Here is a 16,488-nt window from a genome sequence, read left to right on the forward strand (position 1 = left end):
CGAGACGGAACGAAGCGGACGAATGGTTGCATCACCGCTGGGCCGCGCGGCCGCGCGCCAGCCCGAGGAGCACCACCCCGGCGAGCGTGACGGCCAGCAGCAGCACGGTGCTCGCCGACGCGAGGAACACCTGGCCCCGGTCGGTGAGCGCGAAGATGCTCGCTGGCAGCGTGCGCCAGTCCGGCGGGTACAGCATCATCGTCGCGCCCAGTTCGCCCATCGACATCGCCAGCGCGAGGCTCGCCGACGCCGAGATCGACGGCAGCAGCACCGGCAGCCGCACCCGCAGCAGCACCCGGACCGGGGAGGCGCCGAGGCTCGCCGCCGCCTGTGCCAGCAGCGGATCCATCCGTGCGATCGCGGCGGAGACCGTGCTGTAGGAGAACGGGAGCAGGATCATCACGTGCCCCAGCAGCACGATCCAGCGCGTGCCGTTGAAGGCTAGCGGCGGACGGCTGAACGCGACGAGCAGCGCCAGCCCCAGCACCACCGACGGCACCGCGATCGGCAGATGGAACAGGGTGTCGACGGCCTTGCGCAGCTTCGGCGGCGCCGACCGCGACGCGAGCGCGGCCCATGTGCCGAGCAGTACCGACACCAGTGACGCGATGACACCCGTCTGGATGCTCACCGAGAGACTCGCGAACGTCTCCCCGGACAGCGCCTGCGCGAAATGCGAGCCGGTGAGCGCGCCCGGCAGCAATCCCGTCCAGTTCCCGGCGACCGATGCCAGCACGATCATCAGCAGTGGCGCCAGCACGATCGCGGTGAACAGCACCGCGAACACCGCCCACAGCAGGACGCGGCTACGCCTGGTCCACAGCAGCACGGCGGCCTCCCTTCGTCAGTCGCCGGTAGGTTCCGTACAGGGCGAGGGAGAAGACCACGTTGACCACCGCGATGACACAGGCCTGCGGGAAGTCGAACGTGACGATCCCCTTGCCGTAGACCAGCATCGGCAGCGTCGTGACGTCCTTGGCGCCGAGGAACAGCACGATGCCGAACTCGTTCATCGCCAGCAGCATGGTCAGGCATGCTCCGGAAGCCAGTGACGGCAAGGCCTCCGGCAGGATCACTTGACGCAGCACGCGGCCGGGTTTCGCGCCGAGGCTGGCCGCGACCTCCATCTGCGCCGACGACACCTGGCCGAACGCGGCGAGCGCGGGCCGCATCACGAACGGCGTGTAGAAGGTGATCTCCGCCAGCAGGATCCCGAACGGCGAGTACAGGAATCCGCCCGCGCCCAAGATGCCGGCGCTGCCGTAGATGAAGGTGAACGCGAGCGCGATGAGGAACGACGGGAACGCGAGCACGGTGTCCACCAGCCGCGAGAGCGTCCGCGCGCCGGGGAACGGCACGAACGCGATCACCAGCGCGAGGAACGTTCCCAGCACCACACAGCCCGCGGTGGCGCCGAGCGCGAGCGCGACGGTCTTCCAGGCGGCGTCCCGGAATTCCGCCGAGCCCAGGACGTCCAGCCACACCGAAAGCCCGAACTCACCCGTCTTCGATTCGAGGGACTGGAGGACGACCAGCAGCAGCGGGTAGCCGAAGAAGCCGAGCAGGACGAGCACCGGCGGCAGCAGGAGCCAGCCGCGGCCGGGTCGTTTCTCCCGCCGCCGCGCCGGTGCCGTCACGGCGGTGAGCGCGAGGCCGGTCATCCGACGCCCACCAGCGGGCAACCGTCCGGAATGGACACTCCGACCCGCTGCCCCACGTTCGGAAGGCCGTCGAGGTCCGGCACCTCGGCGCGGACCTCGTTCCCGTCGTGTGCGAATTCGAGGTCCAGCCGGAAACCCGTGCCACGCCACTGGACACCGCGCAGGACCGCGGGCAGCGCGCCGGGGGCGTCCGCCGCGGTGATCCCGACCCGGTGCGGCCGGACGCCGAGCGCGACCGGCTGGCCCGCCCGGAAGGTCCCGGACGGATCGGCCGCCAGTTCGCGGTCGCCGAGGCGGACCCTGGTGCCGTCGGCCTGGATCAGCTCGACCGGGATGAGATTGGACGCGCCGAGGAAGCTCGCGGTGAACTCCGTCGACGGCCGCTGGTACAGCTCACGGCTCGGGCCGAGTTCGACGAGCTTCGAGTCGCGCATGACGGCGATCCGGTCGGCCAGCGCCAGCGCCTCGCCCTGGTCGTGGGTGACGTAGATCAGCGTGGTGTCGGGCAGTTCGGCCCGCAGCCGCAGCAGTTCCGCGACCATGTCCTCGCGCAGGGCGGCGTCCAAAGCGGACAGTGGTTCGTCGAGCAGCAGCACCCGCGGCCGGATCGCCAGTGCCCGCGCGAGCGCGACGCGCTGTTGCTGCCCGCCCGAAAGCTCACGCGGGTAACGACGGGCGTACTCGCCCATCCCGACCAGCTCCAGTGCCTCGGCGACCCGCCCCGCCGTCTCGGCCCGGGGCGTTTTCCGTGCCTTGAGGCCGAAAGCGACGTTGGCCTCGACCCGCATATGCGGGAACAGCGCGTAACTCTGCACGACCACGCCGAGGCCGCGCCGGTGCGGCGGCAGATCGGTGACGTCCTCGCCGTCGAGCAGGACCCGGCCGGTGCTCGGCACGACGAAGCCCGCGAGTGCCTTCAGGGCCGTCGACTTGCCGGAGCCGGACGGCCCGAGCAACGCCAGCGTCTCCCCTCTCGCCACGGTGAGGTCCAGTGGCGAGAGGGCGGTCGTCCGGCCGAAGCGGACCGACACGCCGCGGAATTCGACCGCCGGGGTCATCGGCCCACGGCCTTCTTGTACGCGGCGAGGTCTGCGTCGAGCTTCGCGAGGACGGCGTCCCAATCCGGCTGCCAGATCTCGACTCCGGCGAGGGCGGCCTTCACCTTGTCCGCGCGCGGGCCGGACGGCGTGACGTCGGTCCGCGACGGGGCACCGAAGGCGTCGACGGCCTTGCCCTGCACCTCGGGCGAGAGCAGGAAGTCCAGGAACTTCTTGGCGTTCTCGGCGTGCGGCGCGTTGTTCACCAGACCCGCGTAGTACGGGAGCGCGAAGGTGGAGCGCTTGCCCTGCGCGTCGGCCGGGAAGAAGACCTCGAAACCGCCGCTCTTCTCGATCTCGGCGAGGTTCATCTGGACGTCGCCGTTGGCCACCAGGATCTCGGCCTTGGCCACCTTCGGCTGGAGCTTGCCGGTGGAGGACGACGGGCCGACGTTGTTGGCTTCGAGCTTGGCGAGGTAGTCGAGCGCGCCCTGATCACCGAGGACGTGCTGCAGCTGCAGCAGGACCGCGGTGCCGTCGCCCGCTTCGCCGGGCGTCGAGTACTGGAGCTTGCCCTTGAGCGACGGGGACAGGAGGTCGTCCCAGGTCTTGGGCGAGGCCTGCGGGTTGCGGATGAAGCTGAGGTAGTTGTTCATGAGGGCGAAGTAGCGGCCCTGGCCGTCCTTCTGCCCGGCGGGCACCTGGTCGATCCCGGCGGGTGCCGTGGCGGCGAGCAGACCCTGCGACGCGGCCCGCTGGATGAACGGCGGCAGCGTGACCAGGATGTCGGCCTGGGTGTTGGCCTTCTCCTTCTCCACCCGCGAGGCGACCTCGCCGGATCCGGCGGTGACCGCCTGGACGGTGATCCCGGTCTTGGCCTTGAACTCCTCGATGCGCTGGGCGTACCAGTCCTCCAGACCGTCCACTGTGTACAGGGTGACGGTCCGGTCGCCGGACGCGCCACCGGCGGTCCCGCCGCAGGCGCCCAGGGTGAGGGCGAGCAGACCGGCGAGGGCGGTGGCCGCGAGTTTCTTCATGTCGTCAAAGCTCCTTTTAGGACAGCAGGGCAGGGAGGTCGCGGACGGATTCGAGGACGTGGGTGGCGCCGGCGGCTTCGAGTTCCGGCTTCTTCGCCGACCCGGTGAGCACGCCGGCGACGAGCGAGGCACCGGACCGCAGCCCCGTCTGGACATCCGAAGGGGTGTCACCGGCGACGGCGACGCGGCGGACATCGGTGACTTCGAGCCGCAGCGCGGCGGCGAGGACGAGGTCGGGGAACGGGCGGCCGCGCACCCCGTCGCCCGGCGCCAGCACGGCGTCGGCGAGGCCGTGCCAGCCCAGCGCGTCGAGGATCGCGTTCTGCGTGTCCGGCGCGAAGCCGGTGGTGAGCGCGACCTTCACGCCGTGGGCGCGCAGTTCCTGGATCGTCTGCTCGGCGCCGGGGATCGGCTCGCAGTGGCCGTCGGCGACGAGTTTCCCGTAGGCGTCCTGGAAGGCGGTGTTCGCGCGCTGGGCGAGCTCCTCGTCGCCGTCGAGCAGGGCGCGGAAGACGACGATCTTGGACTGCCCCATCGTTTCGACGACGTAGTCGAGCATGCCGGGGAAGCGGCTGTCCTTTTCGGACACTCCGGCGGCGGCGATCGCGGCGGTGAAGGCGCGGATCACCAGGCCGTCGTCGGCGACGGTGGTGCCTGCCATGTCCAGGACGACGAGTTCGGTGTTCACCAGGACAGCTCCTCGGCGGTGTCTTCGGCGATGGCGGGGGAACAGGTCATGCCGCGGCCGCCCGGCCCGGTGACGAGCCAGGCGTTGTCCGCGACGCGGGCGCGGTGCACGATCCGGGAGGTGTCGGTGGTCTGGGCGTAGACCCCCGCCCAGCGGCGGGTGATCCGCGGCAGCGGCCGGCCGAGCAACGCCCCGGCGACCTCGGCGAGGTGGTCGTACGGCGCCTCGGTGGTGTCGAACGAGAACGGCTCGTCGTACTCGTGGGTGTCGCCGATGGTCAGCGAGCCATCGAGGCGCTGGACCATGAGCAGCTGCATCTTGGCGGCCGCGGCGACCTCGCCCTGCGGCTGGCCCGCGTTGAGGCCGTCGAGCGCCTCGCCACGGTACGCCGGGTAGTACCGGAAGCTGTCCGCGTCGGCGACCGTGGTGGTGAGGGCTTCCCCGAGCGGCTCGGTCTGGGCCATCTGCAGCCGCACGCGGCGGACCGGCGTCGCCCCGGCGAGCTCCTTGACCAGGCCGCCGGTCCACGCGCCGGTGCACAGCACCACGACGTCACCCTCGTGGGCCTGGCCCGTGTCGTCGACGACACCACGGTCGGTCAGGTCGCGGATCTCGCGGCCGGGCACCCAGGTGTAGCGGCCGCTTTTCGCGAGTTCGGCGCGCAGGGCGGGCTGGGCGACGCGCGGTTCGACGGCGGCGTCGCGGTCGCACCAGAGCGCGCCGAGGAATTCGCCGCGCAGGGCCGGGTTCAGCTCGCGGGTCTCGGCGGCGTCGAGCAGTTTGAAGCCGCGGTCTTCGACTGCGTCGGCGGCCGCCCGCGCGACGGCGAGTTCGGCCTCGGTGCGGACGACGGTGAGCGAGCCGTTCGGCCGGAAGCCGATCCCTTCGACGCGTTCCCCGATGCGCTCCCACAGCACCCGCGCCCTGGCGGCCGTCTCCAGTTCGGGACCGCCGGCGCGGCCACCGACCCAGACCAGGCCGAAGTTGCGCACGGACGCGCCCCTGGCCTCGGGTTCCCGTTCGATCTGGACGACGTCGTGGCCGCGTTCGACGGCCTGCCAGGCGTGCTGGGTGCCGAGCACTCCGCCGCCGATGATGAGGATTCGCACACCGCAGACGCTCGCCTGCGCGCACCAACGCTCCGTGACCCCCGCCCTAACCCCAGGTGAAGTGCCTCCGAAATGTGGACCAGACCTGTTATCTTCGCGTTACTTTACCCCGCGTTTCGTCCTCGGGATGCGGTCGTTGAATCCGCAAATATCGCGTTCAGAGGACTGAATGCGGAAGGTGGCTACTCCACGCGGCCCAGTCGGGTCTCGAAGGAGAGCCGGTCGCCGCGGAACAGCGAACGGACACGTTCGAACGGGACCCCGTCGGTCCCCCACGAGGTCCGGTGCATCAACAGCATCGGCAGCGCTGGGTTCGTCCCGATCAGCAGGGCCTCCCGCGGCGTGGCGAGCACGGTCTCGACCCGCTCCTCGGCGCCGTCGAAGACCACCCCCAGCCGTTCCCGCAAACAGGCGTAGAGCGACTGTGTGGGATCGAACACATCCATCAGCGTCGGGAATCGCGCGGCGGTGAGATAGGTCGATTCCAGCCCGACCCGCTCGTCGTCGGCGAGCAGTACCCGTTCGATGTGGATGACGTCGTCTTCGGGATCGATTTCCAGTTCCGAAGCCAGCGACGGACCCGCCTCACGGCGTTCCAAAGAGATCAAATTCCGGCCCGGCTGAATGCCCTGCCTCCTGAGTCCTTCCGTGTAACTCACCAAGGCGAGCGGCTGGACGAGCTTGGGGCCCGCGACATACGTGCCGCTCCCCTGCCGCCTGCTCAGCCGCCCTTCCAGCACGAGTTCGCCGACGGCCTGGCGGACCGTCGCACGGGAAACCTCGAATCTTTCGGACAGCTCCCTTTCCGTGGGAAGTACCGCCCCTTGGCCTAATTCGGAGATCACGTCGAGCAGATCGACTTTGACCGCGTAATAGCGGGGAATGCGGCCGTGCTCGGGAATTCCGTCCCGAACCGGGCCGTCGGCGGGGGGATGCAGTCTAGGCGAACGCGCTTTCACGATCCAGATCCTAGGCCCGATTCCCCATGCCTGTACTGACCCGAACGAAGTGTTCATGCCACGCTCACACTCGTGGCCGAAAGGGCAGCCCTCCGCGGTCGTTCAGCCTTCCGGCGGTTCCGGCGATCACCGGTCCGGGAGTAGGGGCGTTGGGCGCTCCGGCCTACGCCATTCGTCGGCGACCAGGACCGGACGTCCGTTAATCACCACCATCGGCCGAAAGATCCGAAGAAAGTTGGTTGTCCCCGTGTGTGCCCACCTGCTGTAGTCAGTTGGCCGCAGTCAGTCTCCCTGCCTCCACTGTGGACAGCCGGAAGGAATGAACCCTTGAACATCAAGCGTCGGTTCAGCCTGCTCAAAAAGACCCTGATCGCCGTCGCGGCGGCCGGAACCCTGGCGGGCCTCGCCACGGCTCCGCAAGCCGCCGCCGCGCAGCCGCCGTCCACCGACGTGGTCGGTGGCACCCGGGCCGCTCAGGGCGAATTCCCTTGGATGGTCAGGCTTTCCATGGGTTGCGGCGGTGCGCTCTACACCCCGCAGATCGTGCTGACGGCCGCGCACTGTGTGTCGCGGACCGGGGCCAACACGGGTATCACCGCCACCCTCGGCGTGGTGGACCTGCAGAGCACGGCGGCCAAGAAGGTCAAGTCGACCTACGTGTACCGGTCGCCGACCTACCCCACCTCCACCGGTGGTGACTGGGCGCTGATCAAGCTCGCCAGCCCGGTCAGCGGTATCCCGACGCTGCCGATCGCCACCTCGACCGCCTACAACAGCGGCACCTTCACCGTCGCCGGCTGGGGTGCCGCGACCGAGGGTGGCGCGCAGCAGCGGTACCTGCTCAAGGCCACCGTCCCGTTCGTCTCCGACTCGACCTGCAAGGCGCAGGGCGGCAGCTACGCCGACCTGATCGACAGCGCCGAGATCTGCGCGGGCAACATCAACTCGGGCGGCGTCGACACCTGCCAGGGTGACTCGGGCGGCCCGATGTTCCGCCGCGACAGCGCCGGGGCCTGGATCCAGGTCGGCATCGTCAGCTGGGGCGAAGGCTGCGCGCGGGCGCACGCTCCCGGCGTCTACACCGAGGTGAGCACCTTCGCGACCGCGATCAAGAACGCGGCCGCCGGGTTGTAGTTCCACCGCACGGCATGCCATGAAAGCCCCCTTCACCACAACGGCGTGGTGGAGGGGGCTTTCTTCTTTCAGGGAGCCTGGGCGGGTGCAGGGGACTTTCCCCGCATCGCACGCGGGCAAGGTCCCCTTCAGCTCGCTCCGCGAACGTGACGTTGCGAAAGCCACTTTCGCAACGTTCAAGGTTGCGAAAGTGGCTTTCGCAACCCTTCCCCGGAACCGCCACCCGGCGGAGTCGAAGCGAAGGGGACTTTCCCCGCATCGCACGCGGGCAAAGTCCCCTTCAGCTCACCTGACACGCGTCAGCGGGTCTTGTCCAAACGCGACAGTGTCTCTTCGTACCCCGAAACGAGTTCCGCGATCACGTCGGCGACCGGGCGCACCCGGTCCATCCGCCCGACGATCTGCCCCACCGGCATCGAGACCACGCTCGGATCCGCCGCGTGGTGGATCCGGTTGTGCGCGTGGGAGACCAGCAGGTTCTGCAACGGCATCGGCAACGGCTCGGGCGCGCCGGGCGCGGCCCACGCCTCGGTCCACCGCGTCTTGAGCAGCCGCGCCGGTTTGCCGGTGTAGATCCGCGTGCGGACGGTGTCGGACGACCCCGCCGCGACCAGCGCCCGCTGCATCGCCTCGGACTCCCCCATGGTCTGGAGGTATTCCTCGGTGGCGAGCCAGAAGGAGCCCATCCAGACCCCGGACGCGCCCAGCGCTAGCGCGGCCGCGACCTGCCTGCCCGAGCCGATCCCGCCCGCGGCGAGCACCGGGACCCGGTCGCCGACGGCGTCCACCACCTCGGGCAGCAGGACCATCGACGCGATCTCGCCGGTATGCCCGCCCGCCTCATAGCCTTGTGCCACAACGATGTCGACGCCGTTGTCGACGTGCCGGACGGCGTGCTCGGCCTTGCCGGCCAACGCCGCGACCGGCACGCCCTTCGCGTGACATTGCTCGATGACGTCCACCGGCGGTGACCCCAACGCGTTGGCGATCAACCGGATCGGGTGTTTCAGCGCGACCTCGACATGGGACCGGGCGACCGAATGCAGCCAGCCCAGCACACCGGCGCGTTCGTCGGTGTAGTCCGGCAGCGGCGGCACCGCGAGGTCGCGCAGCGTCCGCTCCACGAAGTCGCGATGCTCCTGCGGGATGTGCTTCGCGAGATCGATCGACGTCCCTTCGGCCGGGATCTTCGCCGGCATCACGATGTCGACGCCGTACGGCTTCCCGCCGGTGTTCTCGTCCATCCAGGACAGGACGGCGTCGAGCTCGGCGGCGTCGTTGAACCGCACGCAGCCCAGCACGCCGAGACCGCCCGCCCGGCTGATCGCCGCGGCCACGTGCTCGGACGGGGTGAACCCGACGATCGGCAGGTCGATCCCGAGCCGGTCGCACAGAGACGTCCGCATGAAACTCCTTACGCCGGTTGGATGGTGATGGGCTCGTGCTCGGAGGCATAGCGCTGAGCCCAGGGATAGTCCGGCTTCCCGCTGGGCGAACGCCCGATCTCCTCCGCGAGCCAGAGACTGCGCGGCACCTTGTACCCGGCGATCTCGGTCCGTACGTGCGCTTCGAGCGCGGCGAAATCGAGCTCCTTGCCGGACCGTGGCTGGACCACCGCGGCCACCCGCTGGCCGAGCCGGTCGTCGGGGATGCCGATGACGAGCGCGTCGAAGACGTCCGGATGCGATTTGAGCGCGCCCTCGACCTCTTCCGGGTACACCTTCTCGCCGCCGGTATTCACGCATTGCGACCCCCGGCCGAGCAGGGTCACCGTGAGGTCTTCCTCGTAGCGCGCGTAGTCACCCGGGACGACGTACCGCTTGCCGTCGATCTCGACGAAGATCTTCTCGGTCTTCGCGGGATCCTTGTAGTACCCCAGCGGGACGTGCCCGCGCCGGGCGATCAGGCCGATCGCGCCCGGTTTCGGCTCGACGAGCGCGCCGTCGTCGTCCACGAGGATCGCGTCCTTGCCGAAGTTGACCCGCGGACCGGCGGAATGATCGCTGTCCTTGCTGACCATGCCGATACCGGTGAACCCGCTTTCGGACGAGCCGATCGCGTCGGTGATCACCACATGCGGGAGCAGCGACAGGAATTCCTGCTTCACCGACTGGGAGAACAGGGCGGCGTGACTCGACACCGCCACGATCGACGACGCGTCGTAATCACCCTCGCGATAGGCGTCGATCAGCGGCCGCGCCATCGCGTCGCCGACGATGGTGAGCACCTGGACCTTGTTGTCCTGCACGGCTTTCCAGACGTCGTGCGCGTCGAACCTCGGGACGAACACGACCGGGCTGCCGGTGAACAGCGCGCCGAACGCGGCCCATTGCGCTGCGCCGTGGATCAGCGGCGCGGCCGGGAGCCGGACCAGGCTGCCCGACTTGCCCTGTTCGGCGAGCGTCCACTCGTCCGGGACGTACTCGCCGGTGACGAAGTTGATTCCGCCGCCGAGCGCCCGCCAGATGTCCTCGTGGCGCCACAGGACGCCCTTGGGATAGCCGGTGGTGCCGCCGGTGTAGAGGATGTAGATGTCGTCGGCGCTGCGCTCGGCGAAGTCCCGCTCGGGTGAGCCTTCGGCGAGAGCGGCTTCGTAGTCCACGCCGCCGTAGGACGAGTAGTCGCCGTCGCTTCCGTCGTCGACGACGACAACGTGTTTCAGTTTCGGGGTTTCCGGCAGGACGGCGGCCACCTTGTCCGAATACCCGCGTTCGTGGACCAGTGCCACGAGGTCGGCGTTGTCGAACAGGTACCGCAGTTCGCCGTGGACGTAGCGGTAGTTGACGTTGACCGCGATCGCGCGCAGCTTGTACGCGGCGATCATCGATTCCAGGGCCTCGATCGAGTTCCGGGAATAGACACCGATGTGGGATCCGGGTCCCACGCCGTGTGCGGCGAGGTGGTGCGCCAGCCGGTTGGCGCGCTCTTCCAATTCGGCGAAGGTGACCCGCCGATCGCCGCAGACGACCGCGATGCGCTCCGGCACGGCGTCGACGGCGTGCTCGAGTAGATCCGCGATGTTGAGTGCCACGTCCTCAAAGTAGAACATGTTATCGTTCTGGGCAATGGCCGCTCTACGGGAGGTTCAAGTGGGCGAACCGCACGCGCTGGTGGAAAAGATCGGACACACCCTCGTGGTCACGATGAACCGACCGGAGGCCCGCAACGCGCTCAGCGGCGAGATGCTCGGGATCATGGTCGAGGCGTGGAACCGGGTCGACGAGGACGACGACGTCCGGTGCTGCGTGCTCACCGGAGCGGGTGGCGCGTTCTGCGCGGGCGCGGATCTGAAGTCGATGTCGAAGAACTCGCCGTCCGATTCGTTCGAGAAGGGCACTTTCGACCCCAGCAAGATCGAGGGCCTGCTGAAGGGGCGGCGGCTGACGAAGCCGTTGATCGCGGCCGTCGAAGGCCCGGCGATCGCGGGCGGGACCGAGATCCTTCAAGGTACCGACATCCGCGTCGCGGGAGAGAGCGCGAAGTTCGGCGTGTCCGAGGCTCGATGGAGCCTGTTCCCGATGGGCGGTTCGGCCGTGCGGCTCCCCCGCCAGATCCCGTACACCGTCGCCGCCGATCTGCTGCTGACCGGACGCCACATCACCGCGCCCGAGGCGCTGGAGATCGGCCTGATCGGCCACGTCGTGCCGGATGGCAAGGCACTCGACAAAGCGCTCGAACTCGCAAGCCTCATCTCCGCCAACGGGCCGTTGGCGGTCCGCGCGATCCTCAAGACGATGCGCGACACCGAGGGCATGCACGAGGACGAGGCCTTCAAACTCGACGCCCAGTACGGCATCGAGGTCTTCGCAAGCGATGACGCGAAGGAAGGCCCCCGCGCCTTCGCCGAGAAGCGCAAGCCCGTCTTCCGGGGCCGCTGACCCCCTGCGTTTCGTCCTCTGGATGCGGTAGTTCACCGGCGAACTACCGCATCCAGAGGACGAAACGCGTCAGGGGGTGCGATGGCCTTCCCAGTACGGGTCGCGGAGCTTGCGCTTGTAGAGCTTCCCGTTCGGATCGCGCGGGAGTTCGGGCAAGTAGTCGACCGAACGCGGGAGCTTGAACTTCGCCAGCCGCGACGCCGCGTACTCGAGGATCTCCGAGGTCAGCTCCTCGGACGGTACGACCCCGTCCGCGGGCTCGACGACGGCCTTGATCGCCTCACCCCAGTCCTCGTGCGGGACGCCGAACACCGCGACGTCGGCGATCTTCGGATGCATCACCAGCTCGCCCTCGATCTCCGCCGGATAGATGTTGACCCCGCCCGAGATGATCAGATCGGCCTTGCGGTCGTGCAGGAAGAGGTAGCCGTCCTCGTCGAGGTGCCCCACGTCGCCGAGGGTGAACAGATCCCCGACCCGCGCCTTGTCCGTCTTCGCCCGGTCCTTGTGGTACTCGAACTTCGAGTCGCCCATCTTCATGTACACCGTGCCGGTCTCGCCGGCGGGCAGTTCCGTGCCCTCGTCGTCGAGGATCTTGATCGTCGAACCCGGCCACGGCAGCCCGACCGAACCCGGCTTCTTCAGCCATTCCTCACCCGAGATCGCCGTCCCGCCGCCTTCGGTGGCCGCGTAGTACTCGGTGACGACCGGGCCCCACCAGTCGAGCATCCGGCGTTTGACCTCCAGCGGGCACGGCGCCGCGCCGTGGATCATCACGCGCAGCGAACTCAGGTCGTAGGCCGCGCGGACGTCGTCCGGCAGGGCGAGCAGGCGGCGGAACTGCGTCGGGACCATGTGGCTGTGCGTGACGCGGTGCCGGTCGATCAGCCGCAGCATGTCCTCCGCGTCCCAGCGGTCCATCAGCACCGCGGTATGGCCCAGCTGCAGGGAGATCGCGACGAAGTTGAGCACGGCGGTGTGGTAGAGCGGCGATCCGCACAGATGCACATGGGCGTCGTGCGGCGCCAGCCCGAAGATCCCGAAGAACCACGTCGACGCGGCCGGTACGGAGTCGGGGTCGGCGCCGGTCAGCGGCCGCCGGACGCCCTTGGGCCGCCCCGTCGTCCCCGACGTGTAGAGCATCGGCGAGCCCGCCGTGCGCCGCTCCGGACGCCCGTCGCCCTCACCGGAGCCGAGTTCCTCGATCCGGCGGAAGCCCTCGACGTCGCCGACGGCGAACCGGCCGCGTTCCGGGATCCCGGCCTCGTCGGCGGCGGCGATCGCGACGTCGGCGAACCGTTCGTGCGCGAGGAAGGCCTTGGCGCCGCTGTCGGACAGGATGTAGGCGACCTCCGGCGCGACGAGATGCCAGTTGACCACCACGATGTACAGACCGGATTGGATGGCGGCGAAATAGGCCGCCACGAGTTCGTCGCCGTTGGGCTGCAGGACGACGACCACGTCCCCGGCCTCCAGCCCGAGCGCCTGCAGGCCTCGGGCGTACGCGTTCGCTTTCGCGGCGAGGTCCCCGTAGCCGATCGAGCGGCCGTCCGGATCGACGAGCGCGACCCGCTCGGGCTCCTGCGCGGCGATATTCCAGACCCCAAGGGTCCCGGTAGCAGTCGACATACCCGCGAATCTAGAACGCGTTCCACTCAAGAGCAACCGCCAGCACGGCCCAGATGATGTGCCTTGCCGGAAAATCGAGAACATGTTTCACTCAGGATGTGAGCGCACCTGAACTCCCGCTGTCGGCCCCGCTCAACGTGGGCTTCGACTACACGCGTTCGGTCGGCCCGGTACTCGGCCGGTTCGTCGACGCCCTGCGCGAGCGCCGCGTCGAAGGCGTCCGGGGCAGCGACGGCCGCGTCCACGTGCCCCCCTTGGAGTACGACCCCGTGACCGCCGAAGCCCTGTCCGAGTTCGTCCCGGTGGCCTCCGAGGGCGAGATCGTCTCCTGGTCCTGGATCGCCGAACCCGTCGACGGCCAGCCGTTGTCGCGGCCGTTCGCGTGGGCGCTGATCCGGCTCGACGGCGCCGACACCTCGATCCTGCACGCCGTCGACGCGGGCACGCCCGGAGGAGTCCACACCGGACAACGCGTGCGGATCCGCTGGGCGGACGAGACCGTCGGCCACATCCGGGACATCGCCTACTTCGTCCCCGCCGACGGGCCCGACACCGAACCCACCGAGGCGCCTCCCCCGGTCGCGAAACGCGAGGAGGGCGCGCCGGTCAGCGTGGTGATCACGCCGATCCACCTGCGCTACGAGCATTCCGCGTCGCCGGAGGAAAGCCGGTACCTGCGCGGGCTCGCGGAGGGGAAGCTGATCGGACAGCGCTGCCCGTCGTGCGAGAAGGTCTACATCCCGCCGCGCGGCGCGTGCCCGACCGACGGCGTGCCGACCACCGACGAGGTCGAACTGCCCGACACCGGCATCGTCACCACGTTCTGCATCGTGAACGTGCCGTTCCTCGGCCAGAAGATCAAACCGCCGTACGTGGCCGCGTACATCCTGCTCGACGGCGCGGACATCGCGTTCCTGCACCTCGTCCTCGGCTGCGACGCCGCCGACGTCCGGATGGGCATGCGGGTCCGCGCCTCCTGGAAACCGCGGGACGAATGGTGGACGTCGCTGGAGAACATCGGCCATTTCGAACCGACCGGCGAACCCGACGCGCCGTACGAATCCTTCGCCCACCATCTGTGAGGACCACAGTGCCAGATGTAGCAGTCGTGGGCTTCGCGCAGGCCCCCAACGTCCGCAGCACCCCGGGCACCACCAACGGCGTGGAAATGCTGGTGCCGATCTTCGCCGAGGTCTTCGAGCGCACCGGTCTGTCCAAAGAGGACATCGGGTTCTGGTGCTCGGGTTCCTCGGACTACCTCGCCGGCCGCGCGTTCTCGTTCATCGCCGCGGTCGACGCGATCGGCGCCTTCCCGCCGATCCACGAGTCGCACGTCGAGATGGACGCCGCCTGGGCGTTGTACGAGGCGTGGCTGAAGATCCGGATGGGCGAGGTCGACACCGCGCTGGTCTACGGCTTCGGCAAGTCGTCCGCCGGGCAGTTGCGGCGGGTGCTCGCCCTGCAGATGGATCCCTACGTCGTCGCGCCGTTGTGGCCGGATTCGGTGAGCGTCGCCGGGATCCAGGCGCGGCTGGGCCTCGAATCCGGGCTGTGGTCGGAAAAGGACCTCGCCGAAGTCGCCGCGCGCAGCCGCGCCGACGCCGCGGGCAATCCCGCGGCGCAGCTCTCCGGAACGGTCGAAGTCGCGGAGCTGCTCGACGCCCCGTACTTCGCGGATCCGTTGCGAGCCCACGACATCGCCCCTATCACCGACGGCGCCGCCGTCCTCGTGCTCGCCTCGGCCGAACGGGCGGCGGACCTCGTCGACAGCCCCGCGGTGATCACCGGGATCGAGCACCGCGTCGACTCCCCCGCGCTCGGCGTCCGGGACCTCACCAAGTCGCCATCGACGGCGGCCGCCGGGCGGGCGCTCGACCTCGACGGTGTCGAAGTGGCCGAACTGCACGCGCCCTTCACGCATCAGGAATTGATCCTGCGTGACGCGCTGGGCCTCGGCGACCAGGTGCGGATCAACCCCTCCGGCGGCGTCCTGACCGGCAATCCGATGTTCTCGGCGGGGCTGGCGCGGATCGGCGAGGCGGCGAACCGCGTCCTCGACGGCACCGCGCGCAAGACCCTCGCCCACGCGACCAGCGGCCCCGTCCTCCAGCAGAACCTGGTCGCGACCTTGGAGGTCCTCTCGTGAAGCACCTCGCGGCCGTACTGGGAACCGGCCAGACCCACCACAAGGCCAAACGCACCGACGTGTCCATGCCCGGCCTGCTCCGGGAGGCCATCGACCGCGCGATGCTCGACGCGGGGACCGGCTGGGACGACATCGACGCGGTCGTCCTCGGCAAGGCGCCGGATCTGTTCGAGGGCGTGATGATGCCCGAGCTGTTCCTCGCCGACTCGCTCGGCGCGACCGGGAAACCGTTGCTGCGCGTGCACACCGCGGGTTCGGTCGGCGGATCGACCGCGCTCGTGGCGGCGTCGCTGGTGCAGGCGGGCGTGCACGAACGCGTGCTGACCGTGGCCTTCGAGAAACAGTCCGAGTCGAACGCGATGTGGGGCCTGTCGATCCTGCCGCCGTTCCAGATGCCGGTGGGCGCCGGGGCGGGCGGGTACTTCGCGCCGCACGTGCGGTCCTACATCCGGCGATCCGGCGCGCCCGACCATGTCGGCGCGATCGTCGCGGCCAAGGACCGCCGCAACGGCGCGCTGAATCCGTACGCGCATCTGCGGCAGGCCGACATCACGGTGGAGTCGGTGCAGGCGTCGCAGATGCTGTGGGATCCGATCCGCTACGACGAGACGTGCCCGTCCTCGGACGGCGCGTGCGCGATGGTGATCGGGGACGAGGCGTCGGGCGACGCCGTACCCGGTGGCGCCGCGTGGATCCACGCGGCCGCGATGCGCACCGAGCCGACCACGTTCGCCGGACGCGACCAGGTCAACCCCCAGGCGGGCCGGGACGCCGCTGCCGCGTTGTGGCGCGACGCCGGGATCACCGATCCACTGTCCGAAGTGGACGCCGCCGAGATCTACGTGCCGTTCTCGTGGTTCGAGCCGATGTGGCTGGAGAACCTGGGCTTCACCGACGAGGGGCAGGGCTGGAAGCTCACCGAGGCGGGCGAGACCGCACTCGGCGGACGGCTGCCGATCAACCCGTCGGGCGGGGTGCTCTCGTCGAACCCGATCGGCGCGTCCGGGATGCTCCGGTTCTCCGAAGCGGCCAAGCAGGTGATGGGCCGGGCCGGGGACTACCAGGTCGACGGCGCGCGGATCGCGCTCGGGCACGCGTACGGCGGCGGTTCGCAGTTCTTCTCGATGTGGGTGGTGGGGTCGGCGAAGCCCGGTTCCTGAACCAGCGACCGTCCGATGTTCGGGCGGTGGTCCAGGGTCACGAATTCGTG

15 protein-coding genes are annotated in these 16,488 nt (G+C 69.4%); 5 read left to right on the top strand and 10 right to left on the bottom strand.

The features are described from left to right. Nucleotides 1-31: 31 nt before the first annotated feature. The 7 genes from ACSMFO_RS25300 to ACSMFO_RS25330 form a co-directional block, all read right to left on the bottom strand. Nucleotides 32-829, bottom strand: a complete 798-nt coding sequence (locus ACSMFO_RS25300; protein WP_436460743.1) for an ABC transporter permease — start codon at nt 827-829, stop codon at nt 32-34. Further along, nucleotides 807-1,661, bottom strand: coding sequence for a 2-aminoethylphosphonate ABC transporter permease subunit (locus ACSMFO_RS25305; protein WP_436460744.1), 855 nt, complete (start codon nt 1,659-1,661; stop codon nt 807-809). The genes ACSMFO_RS25300 and ACSMFO_RS25305 overlap by 23 nt, the downstream gene beginning before the upstream one ends. Continuing rightward, nucleotides 1,658-2,719 carry an ABC transporter ATP-binding protein gene (locus tag ACSMFO_RS25310; protein WP_436460745.1) on the bottom strand — a complete coding sequence of 354 codons (1,062 nt, stop codon included), beginning with the start codon at nt 2,717-2,719 and terminating at the stop codon, nt 1,658-1,660. Before ACSMFO_RS25310 ends, ACSMFO_RS25305 begins: the two co-directional genes overlap by 4 nt. After that, nucleotides 2,716-3,735: a 2-aminoethylphosphonate ABC transporter substrate-binding protein gene (locus ACSMFO_RS25315; protein WP_436460746.1), complete on the bottom strand. Its 1,020-nt coding sequence runs from the start codon at nt 3,733-3,735 to the stop codon at nt 2,716-2,718. The genes ACSMFO_RS25310 and ACSMFO_RS25315 overlap by 4 nt, the downstream gene beginning before the upstream one ends. Nucleotides 3,736-3,751: 16 nt before the next feature. Then, nucleotides 3,752-4,426 (bottom strand): phosphonatase-like hydrolase, encoded by a 675-nt coding sequence (locus ACSMFO_RS25320; RefSeq protein WP_073847173.1) that lies wholly within the window; start codon nt 4,424-4,426, stop codon nt 3,752-3,754. Continuing rightward, the gene (locus tag ACSMFO_RS25325; protein ID WP_436460747.1) at nt 4,420-5,532 is read right to left on the bottom strand and encodes a TIGR03364 family FAD-dependent oxidoreductase; all 1,113 of its coding nucleotides are present in this window, start codon (nt 5,530-5,532) and stop codon (nt 4,420-4,422) included. The genes ACSMFO_RS25320 and ACSMFO_RS25325 overlap by 7 nt, the downstream gene beginning before the upstream one ends. 182 nt (nt 5,533-5,714) lie before the next feature. Beyond that, nucleotides 5,715-6,491, bottom strand: a complete 777-nt coding sequence (locus tag ACSMFO_RS25330) for a GntR family transcriptional regulator (RefSeq protein ID WP_016332909.1) — start codon at nt 6,489-6,491, stop codon at nt 5,715-5,717. A 327-nt stretch (nt 6,492-6,818) separates the two neighbouring features. Here ACSMFO_RS25330 and ACSMFO_RS25335 point away from each other — a divergent pair, with 327 nt between their 5' ends. Further along, nucleotides 6,819-7,625 carry a S1 family peptidase gene (locus ACSMFO_RS25335; RefSeq protein ID WP_038515905.1) on the top strand — a complete coding sequence of 269 codons (807 nt, stop codon included), beginning with the start codon at nt 6,819-6,821 and terminating at the stop codon, nt 7,623-7,625. 299 nt (nt 7,626-7,924) lie between these two features. On the opposite strand, the gene ACSMFO_RS25340 is transcribed toward ACSMFO_RS25335, so the two are convergent. Beyond that, the gene (locus tag ACSMFO_RS25340) at nt 7,925-9,031 is read right to left on the bottom strand and encodes an NAD(P)H-dependent flavin oxidoreductase (protein ID WP_436460748.1); all 1,107 of its coding nucleotides are present in this window, start codon (nt 9,029-9,031) and stop codon (nt 7,925-7,927) included. 8 nt (nt 9,032-9,039) lie between these two features. Beyond that, nucleotides 9,040-10,656, bottom strand: a complete 1,617-nt coding sequence (locus ACSMFO_RS25345) for an acyl-CoA synthetase (protein WP_436460749.1) — start codon at nt 10,654-10,656, stop codon at nt 9,040-9,042. Nucleotides 10,657-10,714: 58 nt separating this feature from the next. Between ACSMFO_RS25345 and ACSMFO_RS25350 the strand changes: the two genes are divergently transcribed. Continuing rightward, the gene (locus tag ACSMFO_RS25350; RefSeq protein ID WP_436460750.1) at nt 10,715-11,503 is read left to right on the top strand and encodes a crotonase/enoyl-CoA hydratase family protein; all 789 of its coding nucleotides are present in this window, start codon (nt 10,715-10,717) and stop codon (nt 11,501-11,503) included. 69 nt (nt 11,504-11,572) lie between these two features. Here the strand turns inward: ACSMFO_RS25350 and ACSMFO_RS25355 are convergent, their stop codons facing one another. After that, nucleotides 11,573-13,132 carry an acyl-CoA synthetase gene (locus ACSMFO_RS25355; protein ID WP_436460751.1) on the bottom strand — a complete coding sequence of 520 codons (1,560 nt, stop codon included), beginning with the start codon at nt 13,130-13,132 and terminating at the stop codon, nt 11,573-11,575. Nucleotides 13,133-13,188: 56 nt separating this feature from the next. On the opposite strand from ACSMFO_RS25355, the gene ACSMFO_RS25360 reads away from it, so the two are divergent. Genes ACSMFO_RS25360 through ACSMFO_RS25370 form a run of 3 tightly spaced genes read left to right on the top strand, consistent with a single transcriptional unit; the run spans nt 13,189 to nt 16,438 of the window. Then, nucleotides 13,189-14,214 carry a Zn-ribbon domain-containing OB-fold protein gene (locus ACSMFO_RS25360; RefSeq protein WP_360089640.1) on the top strand — a complete coding sequence of 342 codons (1,026 nt, stop codon included), beginning with the start codon at nt 13,189-13,191 and terminating at the stop codon, nt 14,212-14,214. Nucleotides 14,215-14,222: 8 nt separating this feature from the next. Next, on the top strand, nt 14,223-15,278 hold the full coding sequence (locus ACSMFO_RS25365) for a thiolase domain-containing protein (RefSeq protein WP_436460752.1): 1,056 nt from the start codon (nt 14,223-14,225) through the stop codon (nt 15,276-15,278). Then, a complete protein-coding gene (locus tag ACSMFO_RS25370; protein ID WP_436460753.1) occupies nt 15,275-16,438 on the top strand; it encodes a thiolase domain-containing protein in 1,164 nt (387 codons plus the stop codon). The genes ACSMFO_RS25365 and ACSMFO_RS25370 overlap by 4 nt, the downstream gene beginning before the upstream one ends. Nucleotides 16,439-16,488 lie beyond the last annotated feature (50 nt).

It is taken from the genome of Amycolatopsis sp. w19 (assembly GCF_051373225.1).
GTDB lineage: Bacteria > Actinomycetota > Actinomycetes > Mycobacteriales > Pseudonocardiaceae > Amycolatopsis > Amycolatopsis japonica.